18 protein-coding genes are annotated in these 20,245 nt (G+C 73.1%); 14 read left to right on the top strand and 4 right to left on the bottom strand.

Annotation, left to right across the window (positions count from 1 at the left end; all coding sequences use genetic code 11):
* Positions 1 to 100: 100 nt before the first annotated feature.
* Genes DEJ28_RS12125 through DEJ28_RS12160 form a run of 8 tightly spaced genes read left to right on the top strand, consistent with a single transcriptional unit; the run spans position 101 to position 9,943 of the window.
* Positions 101 to 1,195, top strand: a complete 1,095-nt coding sequence (locus DEJ28_RS12125) for an FHA domain-containing protein (RefSeq protein WP_111114814.1) — start codon at positions 101 to 103, stop codon at positions 1,193 to 1,195.
* Entirely contained in the window at positions 1,192 to 2,301 is a 1,110-nt protein-coding gene (locus DEJ28_RS12130) for a DUF6177 family protein (protein ID WP_111114813.1), read from the top strand. The genes DEJ28_RS12125 and DEJ28_RS12130 overlap by 4 nt, the downstream gene beginning before the upstream one ends.
* Positions 2,285 to 2,641, top strand: coding sequence for a hypothetical protein (locus DEJ28_RS12135; RefSeq protein WP_181433641.1), 357 nt, complete (start codon positions 2,285 to 2,287; stop codon positions 2,639 to 2,641). Before DEJ28_RS12130 ends, DEJ28_RS12135 begins: the two co-directional genes overlap by 17 nt.
* Positions 2,638 to 4,005, top strand: coding sequence for an EsaB/YukD family protein (locus DEJ28_RS12140; protein WP_111114812.1), 1,368 nt, complete (start codon positions 2,638 to 2,640; stop codon positions 4,003 to 4,005). The genes DEJ28_RS12135 and DEJ28_RS12140 overlap by 4 nt, the downstream gene beginning before the upstream one ends.
* Positions 4,006 to 4,007: 2 nt before the next feature.
* A complete protein-coding gene (locus tag DEJ28_RS12145; RefSeq protein ID WP_111114811.1) occupies positions 4,008 to 4,865 on the top strand; it encodes a hypothetical protein in 858 nt (285 codons plus the stop codon).
* Entirely contained in the window at positions 4,862 to 8,965 is a 4,104-nt protein-coding gene (eccCa, locus tag DEJ28_RS12150) for a type VII secretion protein EccCa (protein ID WP_111114810.1), read from the top strand. Before DEJ28_RS12145 ends, eccCa begins: the two co-directional genes overlap by 4 nt.
* A complete protein-coding gene (locus DEJ28_RS12155; protein WP_111114809.1) occupies positions 8,955 to 9,302 on the top strand; it encodes a hypothetical protein in 348 nt (115 codons plus the stop codon). Before eccCa ends, DEJ28_RS12155 begins: the two co-directional genes overlap by 11 nt.
* A complete protein-coding gene (locus DEJ28_RS12160; RefSeq protein WP_181433640.1) occupies positions 9,299 to 9,943 on the top strand; it encodes a hypothetical protein in 645 nt (214 codons plus the stop codon). Before DEJ28_RS12155 ends, DEJ28_RS12160 begins: the two co-directional genes overlap by 4 nt.
* An 84-nt stretch (positions 9,944 to 10,027) precedes the next feature.
* Here the strand turns inward: DEJ28_RS12160 and DEJ28_RS12165 are convergent, their stop codons facing one another.
* The 4 genes from DEJ28_RS12165 to ptsP all read right to left on the bottom strand — a co-directional run bounded on the left by DEJ28_RS12165 (position 10,028) and on the right by ptsP (position 15,075).
* Positions 10,028 to 11,212, bottom strand: a complete 1,185-nt coding sequence (locus DEJ28_RS12165; protein ID WP_111114807.1) for a mannitol-1-phosphate 5-dehydrogenase — start codon at positions 11,210 to 11,212, stop codon at positions 10,028 to 10,030.
* Positions 11,209 to 11,646, bottom strand: a complete 438-nt coding sequence (locus tag DEJ28_RS12170) for a PTS mannitol transporter subunit IIA (protein WP_022907882.1) — start codon at positions 11,644 to 11,646, stop codon at positions 11,209 to 11,211. Before DEJ28_RS12170 ends, DEJ28_RS12165 begins: the two co-directional genes overlap by 4 nt.
* Positions 11,647 to 11,722: 76 nt before the next feature.
* Positions 11,723 to 13,276, bottom strand: coding sequence for a PTS mannitol transporter subunit IIBC (locus tag DEJ28_RS12175; RefSeq protein ID WP_111114806.1), 1,554 nt, complete (start codon positions 13,274 to 13,276; stop codon positions 11,723 to 11,725).
* Between the two features lie 143 nt (positions 13,277 to 13,419).
* On the bottom strand, positions 13,420 to 15,075 hold the full coding sequence (ptsP, locus tag DEJ28_RS12180; RefSeq protein ID WP_111114805.1) for a phosphoenolpyruvate--protein phosphotransferase: 1,656 nt from the start codon (positions 15,073 to 15,075) through the stop codon (positions 13,420 to 13,422).
* A 252-nt stretch (positions 15,076 to 15,327) separates the two neighbouring features.
* On the opposite strand from ptsP, the gene DEJ28_RS12185 reads away from it, so the two are divergent.
* From DEJ28_RS12185 to ribD, 6 genes are all read left to right on the top strand, one after another.
* Positions 15,328 to 16,098 carry a DeoR/GlpR family DNA-binding transcription regulator gene (locus tag DEJ28_RS12185; RefSeq protein WP_111114804.1) on the top strand — a complete coding sequence of 257 codons (771 nt, stop codon included), beginning with the start codon at positions 15,328 to 15,330 and terminating at the stop codon, positions 16,096 to 16,098.
* Between the two features lie 113 nt (positions 16,099 to 16,211).
* On the top strand, positions 16,212 to 16,484 hold the full coding sequence (locus tag DEJ28_RS12190) for an HPr family phosphocarrier protein (protein WP_111114803.1): 273 nt from the start codon (positions 16,212 to 16,214) through the stop codon (positions 16,482 to 16,484).
* Positions 16,485 to 16,612: 128 nt separating this feature from the next.
* Positions 16,613 to 17,455, top strand: a complete 843-nt coding sequence (locus DEJ28_RS12195; protein ID WP_111114802.1) for an exodeoxyribonuclease III — start codon at positions 16,613 to 16,615, stop codon at positions 17,453 to 17,455.
* Positions 17,456 to 17,492: 37 nt separating this feature from the next.
* Positions 17,493 to 18,503, top strand: coding sequence for a tryptophan--tRNA ligase (gene trpS / locus DEJ28_RS12200; protein WP_111114801.1), 1,011 nt, complete (start codon positions 17,493 to 17,495; stop codon positions 18,501 to 18,503).
* Positions 18,504 to 18,505: 2 nt separating this feature from the next.
* Positions 18,506 to 19,123, top strand: coding sequence for a GNAT family N-acetyltransferase (locus DEJ28_RS12205; RefSeq protein ID WP_111114800.1), 618 nt, complete (start codon positions 18,506 to 18,508; stop codon positions 19,121 to 19,123).
* Between the two features lie 66 nt (positions 19,124 to 19,189).
* A complete protein-coding gene (ribD, locus tag DEJ28_RS12210) occupies positions 19,190 to 20,242 on the top strand; it encodes a bifunctional diaminohydroxyphosphoribosylaminopyrimidine deaminase/5-amino-6-(5-phosphoribosylamino)uracil reductase RibD (RefSeq protein ID WP_111114938.1) in 1,053 nt (350 codons plus the stop codon).
* The last annotated feature ends 3 nt before the right edge of the window (positions 20,243 to 20,245 follow it).

Raw genomic sequence — 20,245 nt, forward strand, 5'->3', positions numbered from 1 at the left:
CTCAACGGGTGACAGCGAACGCGGCCAGCCTAGACCACCACCGCGGCGCGCGTCACGCCCCGCTTCTGACATGATCGGACGTGCCGATGGGAGGTGAGGCATGTCGTCGATCGTGGTCGAGACCGTGGTCCCCGTGATGACCTGTGGTCGCTGCGGTGTCGCGTCGACGCAGGGGCAGCGCTTCTGCACCGATTGCGGCGCCCTCCTCGGACGGACCGTCGCGTCCGCCGAGTACGACGCGCTGCAGGGCGTCGCCGCCGCAGGTGCGGGTGGCGTCCTCCTCGCACGACTCGTCGACCTCGTCGTGTGCCTCCTCGGTGGCGCCGCCGGTGCTGCCCTCCTCTTCCTCGCCCACACCGCGGTCCCCTCGTCGGACCCGGTGGGCACGGCCGTCGCCGGAGCCGTCGCGGGGCTCGTCGTGACGGCCGCGATCGTGGTGATCCGTGCCTCCAGGACCGGTCGCGGACCCGGCGGTCTGCTCGTCGGCACCCGGGTCGTCGACGTGGACGACGCACTGCCCGCCGGACCCGTCCGGCAGATCGCGCGACTCGGCGGCGGTCCGCACCGTCGCGCGTCCGGTGCCGGCCCGTGGGCGGCGGCGACCGGCACGGTGACCGCGTCGCTCCGGACCGGACGCGAACCCCTCGACCCCGCTGCGCCCGCGCTCGGCACCGCGTTCGGTGCGGCCGCGTCGGCGGGTGTCCGTCCCGGATCGGCTCCTCTGCCTGGAGGCGCGGTGGAAGCCGGTCTCGACGCCACACGTCGTGCCGGGTTCGGTTCCACCCCCGCGGCCGGTCCGGACAGCGGGTTCGGGTCCGTCCCGCCCCCGACCGCACCCGTCGCCGACGACTCCGTGCCGGTCGACGCGGTCGTCCTGCGCTTCGACTCGGGCGTCCTGCACTGGTTCCGCGGTACCTGTGTGATCGGCCGGAACCCCGAGGCCGAGCCCGGCGTCGCCACGGTCGCGGTGCCGGACCTGTCCCGCACGCTGTCGAAGACGCACGTCGCCCTCGTGCAGGTCGACGGCGCGGTGGTGCTCCGCGACCTCGGTTCGACCAACGGCACGTCGGTGATCCGTCCGGACGCCTCGTTCGAGGACCTCGTCCCCGGCGTCGACCTGCCCGTCCCCGCCGGCTCGACGGTCCGGATCGGCGACCACGCGTTCGTGGTCGACCGGGTCGGAGCGACGACGTGACCCCGTTCCGCCGCGGTGTGACGGACGACGACCGTCCCGCCGCGAAGCACCCGCTCGTGGACTCGGCGGGCGACGGCAGCATCCGGTACGAGAGCCGCGCCGGCATCGTCCGGCTCGGCCGTGCCCAGGCCGACCTGCTCGCCACCGCGGCAGCCGAGGGCGCTCGACCGATCCTGGTGACGGACGGGCTGTCCGTCGTGACCGAGGCCTTCCGCCAGGCGCTCGTCGAGGCCGGCGGCGCGTGGGTGGTCCGTGGCGACGACGGCCTGCGGAACGGGCTCGACGGCGGCCGACTCGAGGACTTCACCGATGCGCTGCGCACCGGACCACCCACCTCGGTGGCGGACGTCGCGGTCGGGTACCTGCGCCCGTGGACGCCCACCGCCGACCAGCTCGTCGTCTCCGTCTCGGTCCGCCACCGTGCCGCCGCCGAGACCGTCCTCGGCACGACGACCGAGCTCCTCGCGACCGAGCTCGCCGGCGCGGCGCCGACCGGCTGGGGGACGCACGAGCCCGCCGGACGGGCGTGGGACCGACGCGCGCTCACCGAGGCGGCGCGGGCGCGCATGCCCGACCCGACGCGGTTCCTGGTCGTCGGCTCCGCCGAGGCGCCGCTCGCCCTCACCGTCACGGCGCAGCGGACCGAACACGGCGTCGAGGAGCTCACCACGGGCCTGCTCTCGGTCGGCTCGCTCGGGGACCCCGTCGCCGACATGCGGGTCGCCGCCGTGCCCCAGGTCCTCGGTCGGCTCGCGATGACGCAACTGCCGCTCTTCGCCCTGGTGCTCCGGCGTCCCGGCAGCGCAGACCTCGCGCAGGGGCCGCGCCTGGCCCTGCCCCCAGTGCCCGTCGCGATGCTCATCGGCGCCCCGGCGGTCCGGCAGCTCGAGCTCGACGTCGAGGGGATGCGGGACCGCTTCGGCGCCTTCATCGCCGGGCGTCCGCGGATCCCGGCGCTCGTGCTGCCCTTCGGCCGGCACCCGGACCGCAACCCGGTCGAGCAGCTGGCCGCGATCATCGACCACATCGGGCGCGACCGCGTGGCCCACGCCGTCAGCATGGACGACCGCACGAGGGAGCAGGTGCAGCGTGCCGCGGAACAGTGACTCGATCCTGCTGGAGAGCGTCTCGACGCACCGACGTCGGCTCCGGCAGGCGTTCGTGCTCGGGCGGCTCGCCGACCGCCGGCTGGTGAACGACAACGTCAAGCGGTTCATCGGCAGCGTCGTGCTCGCGGCGGTCGTCGGCGTCGGGTGTCTCGGGTACTCGTTCGTCACGAACGCGCTGGCGCAACAGGCAGCACAGCAACAAGCACAGTTGACGCCGACGCCGACACCGGTGGCGACCCAGCAGCAGACCCAGCAGCAGACCCAGCAGCAGACCCAGCAGACGCAGCAGCAGCGCACACAGCAACCGCAACCGGCAGAACCGCAGGAGACCAAGTGACCGACTTCACCCGCGTGACCGTGGTCGGCGCCGGCCGTCGCGCCGACGTCGTCGTCGCATCGGACGAGCCGTTCGCCGGGCTGCTGCCACGGCTGGTCGACATCCTCGACGAGCCCATCGCGGACAGCGCGCACCCGGTCGCGCTCGTGCGGGTCACCGGCGAAGAGGTCTCCCTCGCCGCGGACGCCGCCGCGCAGGAGATCGCCGACGGCGAGGTCCTGCACCTCGTCCGCCGTGCCGATGCCCCGCCGCCACCCGAGGTCTCGGACGTGACCGACGCCGTCGCCGACTCGCTCGGCCGCCGCTCGGACGGCTGGGGCACGGCCGCACGCCAGTCGGTCGCCGCCGCCGCCGTCGGGGCGACCGCCTCGGTCGTCGGCACCCTCGTGGTCGCGGCCTTCACGGTCGCCACCGTCCGCGCGGCCTTCGACGGCGGGACGGTCTCCCCCGCGGTGCTGCCGTCCGTGCTCGTCGGCAGCGGTGTCGTCCTGGCGATCGCGGCGCTCATCGCCGGACGCGCCGGCGCTCGCTGGACCGGCGTCGCCCTGACCGCCGCGGCCACCGGGCTCGCACTGCCGATCGGGCTCGCGGTCGGGCCCGTGGTCGGCCGCGAGGGCGACCAGCCCGCGATGGTCGCCGCACTCGTGCTCGTCTGGGCGTGGATCGCGCTCGGCCTCGGGCTCGGCGTCGGCCAGCGCACCCGGACGATCGGCGTCGCGGCCGTCGTCGGCGTGCTGCTGCCCCTGTTCGGCATGGTCACCTGGCTCACCCCGGCACCGCAGGCCGCCGGCTGGGGCGTGGTCGGCATCGCCGCGATCGTCGTCTGCGGGCTCCTGCCGTCGGTGGCGATGTCCTCCGCCGGGCTCACCGGCCTCGACGACCGGGTGAGCGGTGGCGAACCGGTGGCACGCGACGGCGTCGTCACGGCGCTCAACGACGCCTACCGGGCACTCGACTGGACCACCGCCGCGGTGGCCGCGCCCATCGCCCTCGCCGGTGCCGCGCTCCTCTCCGACGGCGACCCCTGGGCGGTCGGCCTCGGAGCGGCGGTCGTCGTGGTGGCCGCGCTCCGCACCCGGGCGTTCCCGCTGACCCTGCAGGGCGTGCTGCTCTGGAGCGCCGTCGTCGTCGCCGCGGTGCTCGGACTCCTCGGGCACGCCGCGACCGCACCGTTCCAGGTCCTCGGTGCCCTCGCCGGCCTCGGTGTGCTCGGTGCCCTGCTCGCCGGGGTCCGGCCGGCGGCCCACCAGCGGGCACGCCTCCGGTCGCTCGGCAACGTGCTCGAGACCGTCTCGGTCGTCGTGGCGCTGCCGCTGCTCCTCGGCACGTTCGGGCTCTTCGCCGCACTGCTGGAGACGTTCTGACGATGCGGATCCTCGACGACGTGGTCCCCGCACTCGGGCGGGCGTTCTTCGGCAGCGTGGCCGGTGGCGCGCGCGAGCTCGACGACGCGCACCGGGCGATCCGGCAGGGTGTGCCGACCAGCCGACGCATCGCGTTCGCCTCGCTCCGGGGCGGCACCGGCTGCTCGGCGACCGCCGCCGCCGTGGCCACCGTGCTCGCCAGGCGTCGCTCCGGGCGGGTGCTCGGTGTGGACGGCGCAGCCGGCCTGCGCTCCTTCGCCGCGTACACCGGCGCCGACCGGACGGACCCGACACCGCGCTCCGACCGTCGTGATGCCGCACGGACGTCCTGGGACGCGACCGACGGTCTGGCGGTGACCCCCTCGGGACTGCACGTGCTCCGGATCGGCGACCCGCGCCTCCCGACACGACAGGCCGCACCCGCGGAGTGGACCGACGCGGTCGAACCGATCGCGCGCTTCTTCGACGTCGTCGTCGGCGACTGGGGCTCGCGGAGCCCGTTCGTCGACCTCGGCGCCGTCGCCGCGGACGCGCACGTCGTCGCCCTCGTCACCGGACCCGACCGCCCCGCGATCGAGGAGGGCGTGGCACACGCCGACGCCGTCCGGCGGCATGCACCCGACACGCGCGTCCTGGTCGTCCCGGTGGACACCACCCGCACCGGTCTGCGCGCCGCGCGCACGGCGGCCGAGTGGCCCGGCCACGCCGTCCACCCGATCCCGAACGACCCGAGCACCACCGGCGGGCGCGAGCGTCCGACGGCCTCCCGGATCGCGCTCATCCAGCTCACCGCGGCCCTGGTGGACGCGGCCGTCGACCGCCGCGCCGACCCCCGCACCGTCCCGGAGGTGGCCCGGTGAACCGCATCGTGCACCGACCCGCTCGGGTCTCCACGCCGCTCGTCCGCCCCGACGCCGAACAGCTCGCCCCGCCGCCGCAGCTGCCCGAGGGGCCGAGCGGCGGCATCCCGCTGCAGTCGCTGCTGCCGGTCGTCGGCGCGATCTCCTCCGTCGTGATGATGGTCGTGCTGCGCGGCAACAACCCCGTGCTCATGGTCGTCGCGGCCCTGGTCTTCGTCGTCGCCCTGGTCGGCGGCCTCGGCATGGCGTTCACGCAGCGCGGCAACGCCGTCCGGAACCGCCGGACCCAGCGCGAGCGCTACCTCGACTACCTCGAGGAACTGCGCGGCGACCTCCGGATCCGCACGACCGCGGTCCGCGAGCGCGCCGAGCACGTCGACCCGTCCCCCGACACGCTCCCCCGGCTCGTCGGCGACCCGGCGCGGCTCTGGGAACGGCGCCGTGCCCACGGCGACTTCCTGCGGGTCCGGATCGGGTCCGGCGACGTCGGCTGGCTCGACCTCGCCGTCCCGCCGGACCAGAACCCCGTGCAGCCCCTCGACCCGCTCATGCTCGCCGAGCTCGAGCAGGTCGCCGAGCACTACGGGACCGTGCACGCGATGCCGATCGCGATCCGCCTCGACGACGCCGGGGATGTCTCCGTCGTCGGCGACCGCGCGGCCGTGCTCGACGTCGCACGCGCCCTGGTCGCCCAGCTCGCCGCGCTGCACGCCCCGGAGGACCTGCACCTCGCGGCGGCGTTCCCCGCTGAGCGCGCCGCCGACTGGGACTGGTTCGACCTGCTGCCGCACGCCCGGATGGACCGCACCTTCGACGGTCCGCTGCGGGCCCGCCGGGTGGCCGAGGACGTCCCGACCCTGGCGCGCACGCTCGCCGGGGAGCTCGGCGAACGTGCCAGGACCGCGGCGATGTACCGGCGGTCCGGGGACTCCGCGAAGCGCAGCGACCTGCCGCGCCTGGTCGTGTTCGCGGACGAGCACGGGACCGTGGCCGTCCCGCTCGCCCTGCCCGAGGGTGAGACGCGTCCCGAGGACCTCCGGATCACGGTCGTGCACCTCGTCGCGGACCGGCTGCACGAGCCGTCCGACGTGCGGGTGCGGGTGACGGCGACGTCGGCAGCTGCGTCGGCCGCGCGCACTGCGTCGGCACCGGCGTCGGCCGCGCGCACTGCGTCGGCACCGGCGTCGGCCGCGTCAGGTGCGGCGACCCTGCTCGAGATCGTCGACGCCCGTGACGTGGAAGAGGGCGAACCCGCCCCCGTCCAGGCCGCCGTCTGCGACCCCGTGGCCCCGACCCTCGTCACCGCCGTCGCCCGTGCCCTCGCCCCGCTCCGCCTGTCCGCGGACACCGAGGAGCGCGGCGAGTCCTCGGCCGCGCTCGGCCTCACCGACCTGCTCGGCGTCGACGACGTGACGACGATCGACCCGGACCGGACCTGGCGCCCGCGCTCCCCGCGGGACTTCCTGCGGGTGCCGATCGGCGTCGACGACTTCGGTGCTCCGCTGCTGCTCGACCTCAAGGAGTCCGCCCAGCTCGGCATGGGCCCGCACGGCATCTGCATCGGCGCGACCGGTTCCGGCAAGAGCGAGATGCTCCGCACGCTCGTCCTCGGGCTCGCGGTGTCGCACCCGCCGGAGGACCTCGCGATGATCCTCGTGGACTACAAGGGCGGTGCCGCGTTCGCCCCGTTCGCCCGGCTGCCGCACGTCGCCGGCCTCATCGACAACCTCGCCGACGACCCGCAGCTCACCCGCCGTGCCCGCGCCTCGATCGCGGGCGAGGTCCGGCGTCGCCAGGAGATGCTCCGCGACGCCGGGGCATCGCCGTCGATCACGCACTACCGCGAACTCCGCACCCAGCGCCCCGACCTCCCGCCGATGCCGCACCTGGTGCTCGTCATCGACGAGTTCGGCGAGCTCCTCACCGCCGAGCCCGAGTTCGTCGACCTGCTCCTCATGATCGGCCGCATCGGCCGGTCCATCGGCGTGCACCTGCTGCTCTCGAGCCAGCGCATCGAGGCGGGCAAGCTCCGCGGCCTCGACACCTACCTGTCGTACCGGCTCGGGCTCCGCACGTTCTCCGAGGCCGAGAGCCAGGTCGTGCTCGACACCGGCGACGCCTTCCACCTGCCGGCCGTCCCCGGGTACGGGTACCTCAAGGTCGACACGAGCGTGTACACCCGTTTCCGGTCCGGCTACGTGTCCGGCCCGGTGGAGGACGCCACACCCGCCGCAGCCGCGGTGACGACGGCCACCGACACGACACCCGAGCCGTTCGAGCTCCCCGTCTACAACACCCTGGCGTCGGAGGACGACGAGCCCGGTGAGGCGACGCTCGAGACACCGGACGTCGGCCGGAGCGTCGTCGACGAGGCCGTCGAGCGCCTCGGCCGGGGCGACCGGGCGACGACGCCCGTGTGGCTCCCGCCGCTGCCGACCCGGCTGGCCCTCGGCGCCGTCCTCGACCCGAACGCCGCCACCGACCCCGCCGGCATCACCGTGCCCATCGGTCTGCTCGACGACCCGGCACGCCAGCGGCAGCGTCCGTGGATGCTCGACCTCACGCAGGGCGGCGGCCACGTCGCGGTCATCGGGGCGCCCGGTTCCGGCCGGACGACGTTCCTCCGCACCCTGGCCGCGTCCATCGCGCTCACGACGACGCCCCGGCAGGTCAGTGTCTACGGCATGGACCTCGCCGGCGGCGGACTCGGTCGCATCGAGGGCTTCCCGCACGTCGGTGGCGTCGCGACCCGCGCGGACCGGAACCGTCTCCTCCGCCTCGTCGAGGAGCTGCAGGCGATGATCCGGCTCCGGGAGCGCGTGTTCCGTGACCACGGCATCGACTCGCTCGCGATGCTCCGCACCCGGCACGCCGCAGGTCGCGTCCCCGAGCTCGGGTCCGCCGACGTGGTGCTGCTCGTCGACGGCTTCGGCGTGATGCGCACCGAGTTCGAGGAGCTCGAGGACGCCTTCGGCGACCTGCTCCAACGCGGCGGCAGCTTCGGCATCCACGTCGTCCTGGGCCTCACCCGCTGGAACGAGCTCCGGCTCGCGAACCAGCCGCTCATCGGGCAGCGGTTCGAGCTCCGGCTCAACGACCCCGCCGACTCGACCATCGCGCGGGCGGCCGCCGCGACCCTGAAGTCCGGCGAGCCGGGCCGCGTGCTCACCGGCGACGAGCTGTTCGGCCAGGTCGCCCTGCCGGTGCTCGACGACGTGGACGACGGCGCGGTCGGCGACGAACTCGCCGCCCTCGCCCAGCGGGTCGCGGACAGCTGGGGCGGCCCGGCCGCCGCGCCGATCCGGCTGCTCCCGGAGTCGTTCGACCCCGCCGAGCTCCCGGACCCGCTCGCCACCCCCTCGACGGTGCCGTTCGCGCTCCGCCAGGACACGATGGACTTCGTGGCGTTCGACCCCGCCGTCGACCAACACCTGCTGGTGTTCGGCGACACCGCGAGCGGCAAGACCGCGCTCCTCCGCGGGCTCGCCGCCGGGTTCATGGAGCGGTCGACGCCGGACGAGCTCGTCCTCGCCTTCATGGACGTGCGCGGAGGCGCTGCCGCCGGCACACCGGACGACTTCCTCGGTGGCCACGCGGCGAACGGCCGGGACGCCCGCGGCCTCGCCGCCGCGATCGCCGCCGAGCTCGAGCAGCGTGCGGCCGGCACCTCGACCGGGCCCCGTCCGCGGATCGTGGTGCTCGTCGACGACTACGACATCGTCGCCTCGGCCGGCACCGACCCGCTCGCGCCGCTCATGCCGTACCTGCCGTCGGCCCGCGACCTCGGCCTGCACGTCGTGCTCACCCGCCCGGTGGCCGGCGCCTCCCGCGCCATGTACGACACGGTGATCCAGTCGATCCGCGACTCCGGTGCCACCGGGCTCGTGCTCAGCGGCGAACGGTCGGAGGGGCAGGTGTTCCCGAAGGTCTACGCGGAGCAGTTCCCGCCCGGCCGCGGTCGGCTGGTCCGCCGCGGCACCGCGCCGCGCATCGTGCAGGTCGCGCACTTCCCGGCGGCGACCACCGCCGCTCCCCCGCAGGCCGACCCCGCCGGCCAGACGACCGTCCTCGACCCGAAGGGAGCCGTCGATGCCCCGTGACGTCCTCGTCCTGTCCACGACGGCCCCGCAGCCGGTCGACCTCGTCGAGGCCGGTGCGGGCATCGCGCCGGACCTGCGCGTCCGCACGCTCGAGGGCGGCGCGGTGACCGAGATCGTCGACCGTCGTGGCGACGCCGTGCTCAGCGTCCAGGTGCCGGAACTCGTCGAGAACGCCGCCGAGGTCGCCCGGCTCGCGCCGTGGGCGTCCGTCGACGCGCCGGTGTGGTGGACCGAGGCGTGGGTGCCGTGGGGTGCCGCCGGTGACGTCGGCGTCGAGATCGTCCGGGCCTTCGCCGCGGCGTTCGACGCCCAGGTGCTCGTGGAGGACGGCTCGTGAGCGACCTGCCCCCAGCGTCGGACCCGACGTCGGACCCGACGTCGCGCCCGACGTCGGCCCCGCTGCCGCCGATGCCCGGTTCCCGGCGCGCCGCACTCCAACGCGCCCGGACCGTCCTGGTCACGGGGGTCGCGGGCGGCACCGGGACCACGACCGTCGCGGCGCTCGTCGCCGATGCGGTCGGCGGACGGCTCGGCGTGGTCGTCCAGGCGACGGACCACTCCGGCGGCGAACTGGCCGCACGGCTCCCCGCGCTCCGGGCGGCGACGTCCCGCGTCACCGTGCACGACATGGGTGCCCACGTCGGCCCGGCCGCGCTGCTCGCGGCCACGCCGGAGAACTGCCTCGTGGTGGTCGGACGGGCCACCCCCGGCGGGGCGGCCGACGTCCGGACGGCGCTGGCGTCGATCGCCGACGAGCCGGACCCGACACTGCTCGGTCGATCGGTGGTGGTGCTCGTTGACCGCGCGGCGAAGCCGACCACGGTCGACACGCGGCCGGTCCGCGACACGGGGGTCGCGGGGGTGTTCGTGCTCCGCACCGATCGCGTGCTCGGCCGTCCCGGCCGGATCGACGTCGCCGGCCTGGGCCGGTCCACGATCACGACGGTGTCGGACCTGCTGACGGCCCTCGGCTGGTAGACGCGACCGACGAACGAACGGGAGGCGCGGTGCCAGCTGGCACCGCGCCTCCCGTCCGTCAGGTGGTCACGTCAGGTGGTCACGTCAGGCGAGGGCACGCGCCGTCCGCACCCGTTCCGTGAACGCGGCGTGCAGCGGGTGCTGCTCGTCGAGTCCGGTGATCTCCGTCGCGACGTCCGCATCGGACCGGTCCGTGCGCAGCAGGGCCTGCAGCTCGACGCTCTGCTCGTCGTCCGCGACGTCGAAGCGGAGTGCCGCGCCCATCGCGTCGAGCAGTGCGGTGGGCTCCGTGCCGTCCTCGGCGAGGGCGGCCGCGGGCGAGACGAAACGCTCGTCGCGGGAGAGCTTCCGGAGCGGCTGGCGACCGACCCGGGTCACCGTGTCGGGCAGGTGCGGGTTCTCGAAGCGACCGATGATCGCCTGGACGTACGCCCGGTGCACCTCCGGGTCGAGCTCGTGACGGCGGACGAGCAGGTCGCTCGTCTCGGCGAGCACGGACTCGAGCTCGGAGCGGACCGCGGGGATCGCGATGGCGTCGGAGATCTTGTCGGCACCGGCGAGGAAGCCGTGGTAGGCGACCGTGGCGTGCCCGGTGTTCACCGTGAAGAGCTTGCGCTCGATCGAGGCCGCGAGACCGTCGACGTAGTGCGCGCCCGGGATCTCGGGCTCGGACCCGGCGAACGGGGTGCGGTCGATGGCCCACTCGAAGTAGGTCTCCACCGTCACGTCGAGGCCGCCGTCGGCGGGCTGCGCCGGGACGATGCGGTCGACCGCGGTGTTCGCGAAGACGCCCTTGGCGAGCGCCGCGTCGCGGGACTCGGCCGGCAGCGCGTCGACGATGAACTCGCGGAGCCGGTCGGTCGCGTTGATCGCGTTCTCGCACGCCATCACCGTGAGCGGCGCGGCGTCGGCGGGGCGCTGCTGCAGCGCCGCGGCGATCACCGGGGCGATGAACTTCAGCACGGTCGGTCCGACGGCGCAGGTGACGATGTCGGCAGCAGCGACCTCGGCGATGACGCCGGCCTCGTCCTGGGCGCTGTTCAGGGCGCGGAAGTTCGTGACCTCGTGGTCCGTCGCACCCGCACCGATTTCGTGCACGGTGTAGGAGTCGGCGGCGGCGAGGGCGTCGATGAGCGGGGCGGCGACGTCGGCGAAGACGACCTCGTACCCGGCTTCGTGGAGCAGGAGCCCGACGAACCCGCGACCGATGTTGCCGGCACCGAAGTGGACGGCGGTGCCGCGGGCGCCGCTGCGGTCGTCGGTGCTCACTCGTTGACCTCGCCGAGGATCGACAGGATCGCCGCGGTGTCCGGGGCGTCCGTCAGCTTCTGGACCTCGTCCTCGTCGGAGAACACGATCGCGATCTTCGACAGGATGTCGAGGTGCTCGTTGTTGACGCCGGCGATGCCGACGACGAAGCGCACCGGGTTGCCGTCCCAGTCGATCGGGGTCGCGTAGCGGATGAAGGACAGCGCGGACGACTTGATGGCGTCCTTCGCGTCGTTCGTGCCGTGCGGGATGGCGAGGAAGTTCCCCATGTAGGTCGAGACGCTCTTCTCGCGCTCGAGCATCGCCGGGTAGTAGTCCGCCGTGACCGCGCCTGCAGCCTCGAGGATCTCGGCCGCCTCCTTCATCGCTTCCGACTTCGTCGGGGCGGTGTCCTCGGTGTGGATCCGGATCTGGCTCTCCTGCAGGACGGGCATCGGTGGTTCTCCTTGTTGTTCGAGGACGTGGTGGAGGGGACGGGTTCTGACCCGTCCCCTCCGATACTGCACTTCGTTACTGGTTCTTGAGCTGTTCGACGACCTGGTCGTACTGCGGCGCGTTCATGAAGTTGCCGACCGACACGTGCTGCGCGTTCGGGTTCTTCTGCTTCGCGCGGTCCGTCAGTTCCTCCTGCGTGATGATCAGGTCCTCGTCACCGGAGAGGTTCGCGATCGCCTTGTTGGAGACCGTGACGCCTTCGATGCCCGCCTTCTTGATCTTGTTGCGGAGGACGCTGGCGCCCATCGCGCTGGACCCCATGCCGGCGTCGCAGGCGAACACGAGGTTCTGGACCTTCGTCGCGGTGGTCGTGCCGGCGCCGACACCGCCGAGGGCGGCCTCGGACTCCTGCTCGTTGGCCGGGCTGTTGTTGCCGAGGAGACCAGCGGTCGCGGAGTTGACGTCGCGGCCCTTGTTCGCCTGGAGCTTCGCCATCGCGGCGGTCATGTCGCCGCCACCGTTCGCGAGGTCACGCTTGCGGGTCGCGATGAGGAAGAACGACGCGACCGCGAACGACACCGCGGCGGACAGGATGACCGACAGGATGACGCCGAGGAAGCTGTCCTTCGCCGTCGCACCGAGCACCGCGAAGATCGATCCCGGGGACGCCGGGGCGACGAGGCCGGAGTGGAACGCGACGTTGGTCGCGACACCCGTGGCACCACCGAGGATCACGGCGATGAACAGGATCGGCTTCTGCAGCACGTACGGGAAGTAGATCTCGTGGATGCCACCGAGGAACTGGATGATGATCGCGCCGGGAGCGGTCGAGCGGGCGATGCCGACACCGAAGAAGGTGAAGGCCAGGAGGATGCCGAGGCCGGGGCCGGGGTTCGCCTCGAGGAGGAACAGGATCGACTTGCCGGATTCCTGCACCTGCTGCGCACCGAGCTGGTCGAGCACACCGTGGTTGATGGCGTTGTTGAGGAAGAACACCTTCGCCGGCTCGATGATGACGCTGGCGAGCGGCAGCAGCGAGTGCTGGACGAGGAAGTTCACCGCGTCGCCGAGGCCCTCGGCGATGAGCTTGAACAGCGGGGCGAGCCAGAAGAACCCGGCCATCGCGAGACCGAAGCCGAGGATGCCGGCCGCGTAGTTGTTCACGAGCATCTCGAAGCCCGGGCGGATCTTGCCGTCCCAGATCTTGTCGATCTGCTTGATGAGGTACGCGCCGAGCGGCCCGCAGATCATCGCGCCGAGGATCATCGTCGTGCCGTTGGCACCGATGATCACGCCCATGGTCATGATCGAGCCGACGACGGCGCCGCGGGTCTCGTAGACCATCCGGCCGCCCTGGATCGCGATCGCGAGCGGGATGAGGTAGGTCAGGATCGGGCCGACGAGGCCGATGTTCGCGACCCCGCCCGTCTCACCGAAACCGCCGAGGATGCCCACGGGCGTCCAGCCGGTCTCGATGAAGAAGGCGGTGATGATGCCCCACGCGATGAAGATCGCGATGTTGGGCATCACCATGCCGGAGAGGAACGTGCCGAACTTCTGAACGGCGACGCGTGCGCCGCCCCGCGACTTCGCGGGTGCGTCGGGCGCTGCAACGGACGACGTTGTCATGTGCGGTGACTTTCTGTGAGGTGCTGCTGCTGTGTGAGGGAGGTGGTGCTGGGAACGGGTGATGCGGGTGGTGCTTGGTGCTTCGTGCTGTGGTGCTTGGTGCTGTCGTGCGTGGTGCTGTGGGTCGGGTGGTGCTGTGGGGGTCAGGCGGCGTGCACCGCGGCCGCGGCGGACTTCGCAGCCGCCGCCGTGCTCGCGGCGAGTGCCGCCGTCGCCATCTCGCGGGCCTGTTCGAGCGTGTGGAGGCCGAGTTCGGCGCGCACGTCGGCCAGGGCCGCGGGGGTCATGGAGAGGGTCGTGGCGCCGAGTCCGACGAGCACGACGGCGAGCAGCGGGTCGGCCGCCGCCTCGCCGCAGATGCCGACGGGCTTGCCGGCTGCCGCACCCGCGGCGCCGAGCTGCGCGACGAGGCGGAGCACGGCGGGGTGCCACGGGTCCTGGTAGGACGCGACGGTGCCGAGCATGCGGTCGGCGGCCATCGTGTACTGCGTGAGGTCGTTCGTGCCGATCGACACGAAGTCCGCGTTCTGGAAGACCTGGTCGGCCATGAGTGCGAGCGACGGCACCTCGGCCATCACGCCGGCGGTCCGGATGCCGAGCTCGCGGGCGAGGTCGACGAAGTACTCGGTCTCCTCGGCGTCGGCGACCATCGGGGCCATCACCCAGAGGTCCGCCTTGGTCTCGGCGTCGGCCTGGGCCAGTGCGACGAGCTGGTCGCGGAGGACCTCGGGGTGGTTCCGCAGCGCACGGAGGCCGCGGCGACCGAGCGCCGGGTTCTCCTCGTCCTTGTCGGTGAGGAACGGCAGCGGCTTGTCGGCGCCGGCGTCGAGCGCGCGGACGACGACCTTCTGGCCGGGGAACGCCTCGAGGAGCTGGCGGTAGGACTCCTGCTGCTCCGCGACGGTGGGCGCCTTCGGCGAGTCGAGGAAGAGGAACTCGGTGCGGAAGAGCCCCACGCCCTCCGCACCGAGAGCAACGGCACCCGCGGCGTCGGCGGGGCTGCCGAGGTTCGCGAGCAGGGGCACGGTGTGGCCGTCGGCGAGCGCACCGGCGGTCAGCGGGGCAGCCGCCGCGGCGAGGCGGTCGGCGATGCGCTGCTTGACGTCGGCGACGAGCGCCTCGGACGGCTCGGTCACGACGGTGCCGGCGACGGCGTCGACCACGACGGCCTGGCCGTCGGTGAGGTCGTCCGCGCCGGTGACGCCGACGATGGCGGTGATGCCCTTGGCGCGGGCGAGGATCGCGGTGTGCGAGGTCGGGCCGCCGTCACGGGTGACGAGGGCGAGGACCTTGTCGAGGTCGAGGAGCGCGGTGTCCGCCGGCGCGAGGTCGCGGGCGACGAGCACGAAGGGGGTGTCCGACTCGGGGACGCCGGGGGCGGCGACGCCGCGGAGCTTCGCGACGATGCGCTGGGCGACGTCGTCGAGGTCGGCCGCGCGCTCCCCCATGTAGCCGCCCATGCCGACGAGCAGGTCGCGGAACTGCGCGAACGCCTCGTGCACGGCGCGCTCGGGGTTCGTGCCGCCGTCGATGCGGGTGTGCACGTCGTCGAGGAGCGTCGGGTCCTGCGCCATCAGCGCCTGCGCCTCGAGCACGGCCTGGGCGTCGCCGCCGGCGAGCTGTCCGCGCTTGTTGAGGTCGTCCGCCACGTGGGCCAGTGCGTCGTGCACGAACTGCTTCGCGTCGTCCGCCGTGCCCTCGAGCGGCGCGGTCGACGGTTCGCCGAGCGGGTCCGCCATCCGGAGCACGGGGCCGTGGGCGACGCCACGGCCGACGCCGGTTCCGAGCAGTTCGGACATTCGAGACTCCTTCATCTCACACGCGCTTGCGGTGGGGTGGTTCGTTCGGTGCGCGCGACGCGGAGACGGGACCCCGCCGGTGCGGCTGATCAGCACACTACCCCGAACCACGTTGACAAACAAACACATCCGGGGATAAAAATACAGAAACAGATGCCCGTTTGCGTCTGACGGCCGATCGACTTCGATCACGACCGGCAGCAGCGTGTCCGAGCATGTCCGTTCCGTTCCGACCCGAGACGACGAGGTCCGATGTACGCACCAGAGCGCCACCAGCGCATCGTCGAACAGGCGCGCGCGCAGGGCCGGGTCGACGTCAAGGACCTGGCCGAACTGCTCGAGGTCACGCCCGAGACGATCCGCCGCGACCTCACCAGCCTCGAGCGCCGCGGGCTCGTCCGTCGCGCACACGGCGGGGCGATCCCGGTCGAGCGGATCACCCTGCACCCGGGCGTCGGCGACCGCGGCGGCATCAACCAGGCCGAGAAGATGGTCATCGCCGAGGCCGCACTCGACGAGCTGCCCGAGAACGGCTCGATCATGATCGACGCCGGCACCTCCACCATCTGCCTCGCCGAACTGCTCCCCACCGACCGCGGACTCACCGTCGTCACCCACTCGCTCCCCGTCGCGATGGCGGTCGCGAACCGCGCCGGCATCGACCTGCACCTGCTCGGCGGCAACATCCGCAGCGACTCGCTCGCCGGCGTCGGCACCTGGACGCACCAGCTCATCGGGATGGTGAGCGTCGACGTCGCCTTCATCAGCATCAACGGCATCACCCCGGAGCGCGGGCTCACGACGCACAACATGGCCGAGGCGGCCGTGAAGAGCGCGATGATCAAGTCCGCCAGACGGAGCATCCTGCTCGCCGACCACACGAAGTTCGGCCGCGAGGAGTTCGGCCGCGTCGCACCCCTCGCCGCGATCGACACGATCATCACCGACCCGGGCGTGAACGCCGACCTGGTGCGCGAGGTCGAGGCGGCCGGCACCGAGGTCTTCTGGCCCGGCCGCGACTGACCGCACGCCGACACCGCACGCCGCCACCGCCACCGCCACCGCACACCACCCAGTACCCACCCACACCGCGCTCGCTACCATGAGCGCTCCACCGTTCGACGAGGAGTCCATCGATGTCCGAAGCCACCCGCACCGTCACCGTCGCCAGCGCGTCCGGCCTGCACGCGCGCCCCGCCTCCCTGTTCGTCCAGACCGTGACGGCGTCGGGGCACCAGGTCACGATCGCGAAGGGCGACAAGTCCGGCAACGCGGGCAGCATCCTCGCCCTGCTCGGGCTCGGCATCGAGAACGGCGACGAGGTCGCCCTCACCGTCTCGGGCGACGACGCCGAGGCGACCGCGGACAGCCTGGTCGAGTTCCTGCAGACGGACCACGACGCGGCCTGACGCGCGCGGCTCGCGTCCTCGACGAGACCACCCACCGGCCTGGAGGCGCGGTGCCAGCCGGCACCGCGCCTCCAGGCCGTCCGTGGTCGCGTCCAGGGCTGTCGGCGCCCGCCGATAAGGTGTTCTGCATGACACGCCTGCGCCTCGCATCCGTCAACGTGAACGGCATCCGTGCCGCGTTCCGGAAGGGGATGGGCGACTGGCTCGCCACCCGTGACGTCGACGTGCTCGCGCTGCAGGAGGTCCGCGCGTCGAGCGACGACCTCGCCGCGCTGCTCGGCGACGAGTGGGACATCGTGCACGACCCGGCGACCGCGAAGGGCCGCGCGGGCGTCGCGATCGCCTCCAGGCACACCGCGCAGATCCACCGCGTCGAGCTCGGCGCCGAGGAGTTCGACTCCGCCGGACGCTGGCTCGAGGCCGACTACGAGATCGGCGGCACCACCGTCACGGTCGTGTCGACGTACGTCCACTCGGGCGAGGTCGACACCCCGAAGCAGGACGAGAAGTGGAAGTTCCTCGACGCGATGACCGAGCGACTGCCCGCGCTCCGTGCGCACAATCCGCTCGCGGTCGTCGTCGGCGACCTCAACGTCGGACACGACCAGCGCGACATCAAGAACTGGAAGGGCAACGTCAAGCGGGCCGGCTTCCTGCCGCGCGAGCGTGCCTACTTCTCCCGCTTCTTCGGGGCGGACGGCGAGCAGGTCGAGGGCGCCGACGGTTCGACCGGCCCGGGGCTCGGCTGGGTCGACGTCGGGCGCGCGCAGGCCGGCGACGTCGAGGGGCCGTACACCTGGTGGTCGTGGCGCGGCCAGGCGTTCGACAACGACACGGGCTGGCGCATCGACTACCAGATGGCCACCCCGGAGCTCGCCGGGACGGTCACGCAGTACACGGTCGACCGGGCCGCGGCGTACGACCAGCGATGGTCCGACCACGCTCCCGTGGTCGTCGACTACGAACTCTGATCCCATCCCCCGCACTTCTCCAGCACAGGACAGCACCATGACCAAGACGCGCATCTTCTCGGGCATCCAGCCCTCGGCCGGATCCCTCCACCTCGGCAACTACATCGGCGCGCTCATGCAGTGGCGCGACCTGCTCGACGACTACGACGCGATCTACTGCGTCGTCGACATGCACGCGATCACCTCGCCGCAGGACCCGGCCGAGCTGCGGGCGAACACCCGTGCGACGGCCGCGCAGTACATCGCCTCGGGCATCGACCCGACCAAGGCGACGCTGTTCGTGCAGTCCCACGTCCCCGCGCACGCGGAGCTCGCGTGGGTGCTCAACACCCTCACCGGCTTCGGCGAGGCAAGCCGGATGACCCAGTTCAAGGACAAGTCGGCGCGACAGGGCACCGAGGCCGCGTCGGTCGGGCTCTTCACGTACCCGATCCTGATGGCGTCGGACATCCTGCTCTACGACACGAAGGTCGTGCCCGTCGGCGACGACCAGCGGCAGCACGTCGAGCTCACCCGTGACCTCGCGGGGCGCTTCAACTCGCGGTTCGGTGACACGTTCGTCGTTCCGGAGGCCCGCATCCTCACCGAGACGGCCCGCATCTACGACCTGCAGGACCCGACGAGCAAGATGAGCAAGTCCGCGGCGTCGGACAACGGCCTCATCCGCCTGCTCGACGAGCCGAAGCGCACGGCGAAGAAGATCCGTTCGGCGGTCACCGACACCGAGCGCGAGATCCGGGCGGACCGTCAGGAGAAGCCCGGCGTCACGAACCTGCTGTCGATCCTGTCGGCGTTCACCGGCACCCCGGTCGCGGCGCTCGAGACCTCGTTCCAGGGCAAGGGCTACGGCGACCTCAAGGGCGAGGTGGCCGACGCGGTCGTCGCCGAGCTCGAGCCGGTGCGGGCCCGCACGCTGGAGCTCCTCGACGACCCGGCGGAGCTCGACCGGCTGCTCGCCGTCGGTGCCGAGCGGGCCGAGTCGATCGCCCGCGAGACGCTCGCACGGGTCTACGACCGCATCGGCTTCGTCCCGCGCTCGCGCGTCTGACGATGCTCCCCGTCACGCTGTCGTCCGCCCGGGTGCACCTCGACGTGCCCACCCGTGCGGACGCGGCAGCGATCACCGAGGCCTGTCAGGACCCGGACATCGTGCGCTGGACGACCATCCCGGCCCCGTACTCGACCCGTGACGCGACCACCTTCGTCGACGCCCTGGTCGGTCCTGGCTGGGCGTCGGACCGCGAGTACACGTGGGCGATCCGTCGAACGGGGTCGACCTGGCTCGAGGGGATCATCGGCTACCGCACGGCACACCGCGACCTCGGCTTCTGGCTCGCCCCCTCCGCCCGGGGCGCCGGACTCATGCACGACGCGGTCGACCTGGTCGTCGACTGGGCCTTCGCGCAGGGCGCTCCCGACGTGTACTGGGAGTGCTACGCGGGCAACACGGCCTCGGCCGGCGTCGCACGGGCTGCGGGCTTCTCGTACACCGGCTCCGGTCCGGCGCTCATCCCCGGCCGTGGCGGTGGACCGACGACGGCGTGGAAGGCACTGCGGCGTGCCGACGGCGTGCCCGCGTCCGAGCTGGCGTGGCCGGCCTCGACGTTCCGCGTCGACGCGGCGGGAGCGGACGCGATCGGTGACGCGTCACCCGATGACCGCCGGTAGTCTCGGTCCGTGACCAGCTCCACCGATCCGTCGACGACGTCCGCCGCCCCGGCGGAGGTCCGCGCCATGCGCCGCGGGCTCGAACTCGCCGCGCTCGGTCCGGCCGTCGGCGACCACGCACGCGTCGGCGCGGTCGTCCTCTCCCCCGACGGCGAGGTCCTCGCCGAGGGGTGGCACCGCGGCGCCGGCACCCCGCACGCCGAGGTCGACGCGATGTCCCGGGTCGCGCCGGAGCTCCTCCGCGGAGCGACCGCGGTCGTGACCCTCGAACCGTGCAACCACACCGGACGCACCGGCCCGTGCGCCGTCGCCCTGCTCGAGGCGGGGATCGGCCGCGTGGTCTACGCCATCGACGACCCGGGCGCGAACGTGCACGGGGGCGGCGACCGGCTCCGCGCCGGCGGCGTCGACGTCGTCACGGGCGTGCTCGCCGACGAGGCCGAGGCGTTCCTCGAACGGTGGCTGCTCTCCGTCCGGGCGGGGCGACCGTGGGTCACGGTGAAGTGGGCGTCGAGCCTCGACGGCCGCGCCGCCGCCGCCGACGGCACGAGCCAGTGGATCACCGGCGCCGCCGCACGGCAGCACGTCCACGAACAGCGTGCCGCCCACGACGCGATCCTGGTGGGAACCGGGACCGTCCTCGCCGACGACCCGAGCCTCACCGCGCGGGGCGACGCCGGCGAGCTCCTCACCGACCAGCCGCTGCCGGTGGTGCTGGGCGACCGGGCCGTGCCGGACGACGCCGCCGTCCGACGCCACCCTCGCGGCCTGCTGATGCTCCCCGGGCACGACCTCGTCGCATCGCTCGGTGCCCTCCGCGAGCACGGCGTGCACTCGGTGTTCGTCGAGGGCGGCCCGACCGTCTCGTCGGCGCTCGTCGCCGCCGGCCTGGTCGACGAGTACCTCGTGTACCTCGCCCCCGTGCTGCTCGGCGGCCCCCGGACGGCCCTCGATGACGTCGGCGTGGGAAGCATCGGCGAACGTCGGAGGTTGGACGTACTATCGACAACCAGCCTCGGCCCCGACCTGCTGGTCCGAGCACGACCCCACCGCGCGGCCACGCCCGCGGCGGACGAGCTCCGGAACGCGGGGCCCCAGGACGACCGGAGCACCCCATGACCG

It is taken from the genome of Curtobacterium sp. MCPF17_002, from assembly GCF_003234115.2.
In the GTDB taxonomy this organism is placed as follows: domain Bacteria; phylum Actinomycetota; class Actinomycetes; order Actinomycetales; family Microbacteriaceae; genus Curtobacterium.

Coding starts and splice junctions, on each gene's coding strand:
- DEJ28_RS12125 (WP_111114814.1), top strand. CDS start 101: ATGTCGTCGATCGTGGTCGAGACCGTGGTCCCCGTGATGACCTGTGGT.
- DEJ28_RS12145 (WP_111114811.1), top strand. CDS start 4,008: ATGCGGATCCTCGACGACGTGGTCCCCGCACTCGGGCGGGCGTTCTTC.
- DEJ28_RS12155 (WP_111114809.1), top strand. CDS start 8,955: ATGCCCCGTGACGTCCTCGTCCTGTCCACGACGGCCCCGCAGCCGGTC.
- DEJ28_RS12170 (WP_022907882.1), bottom strand. CDS start 11,646: ATGCCCGTCCTGCAGGAGAGCCAGATCCGGATCCACACCGAGGACACC.
- DEJ28_RS12175 (WP_111114806.1), bottom strand. CDS start 13,276: ATGACAACGTCGTCCGTTGCAGCGCCCGACGCACCCGCGAAGTCGCGG.
- ptsP (WP_111114805.1), bottom strand. CDS start 15,075: ATGTCCGAACTGCTCGGAACCGGCGTCGGCCGTGGCGTCGCCCACGGC.
- DEJ28_RS12185 (WP_111114804.1), top strand. CDS start 15,328: ATGTACGCACCAGAGCGCCACCAGCGCATCGTCGAACAGGCGCGCGCG.
- DEJ28_RS12190 (WP_111114803.1), top strand. CDS start 16,212: ATGTCCGAAGCCACCCGCACCGTCACCGTCGCCAGCGCGTCCGGCCTG.
- DEJ28_RS12195 (WP_111114802.1), top strand. CDS start 16,613: ATGACACGCCTGCGCCTCGCATCCGTCAACGTGAACGGCATCCGTGCC.
- trpS (WP_111114801.1), top strand. CDS start 17,493: ATGACCAAGACGCGCATCTTCTCGGGCATCCAGCCCTCGGCCGGATCC.
- DEJ28_RS12205 (WP_111114800.1), top strand. CDS start 18,506: ATGCTCCCCGTCACGCTGTCGTCCGCCCGGGTGCACCTCGACGTGCCC.
- ribD (WP_111114938.1), top strand. CDS start 19,190: ATGCGCCGCGGGCTCGAACTCGCCGCGCTCGGTCCGGCCGTCGGCGAC.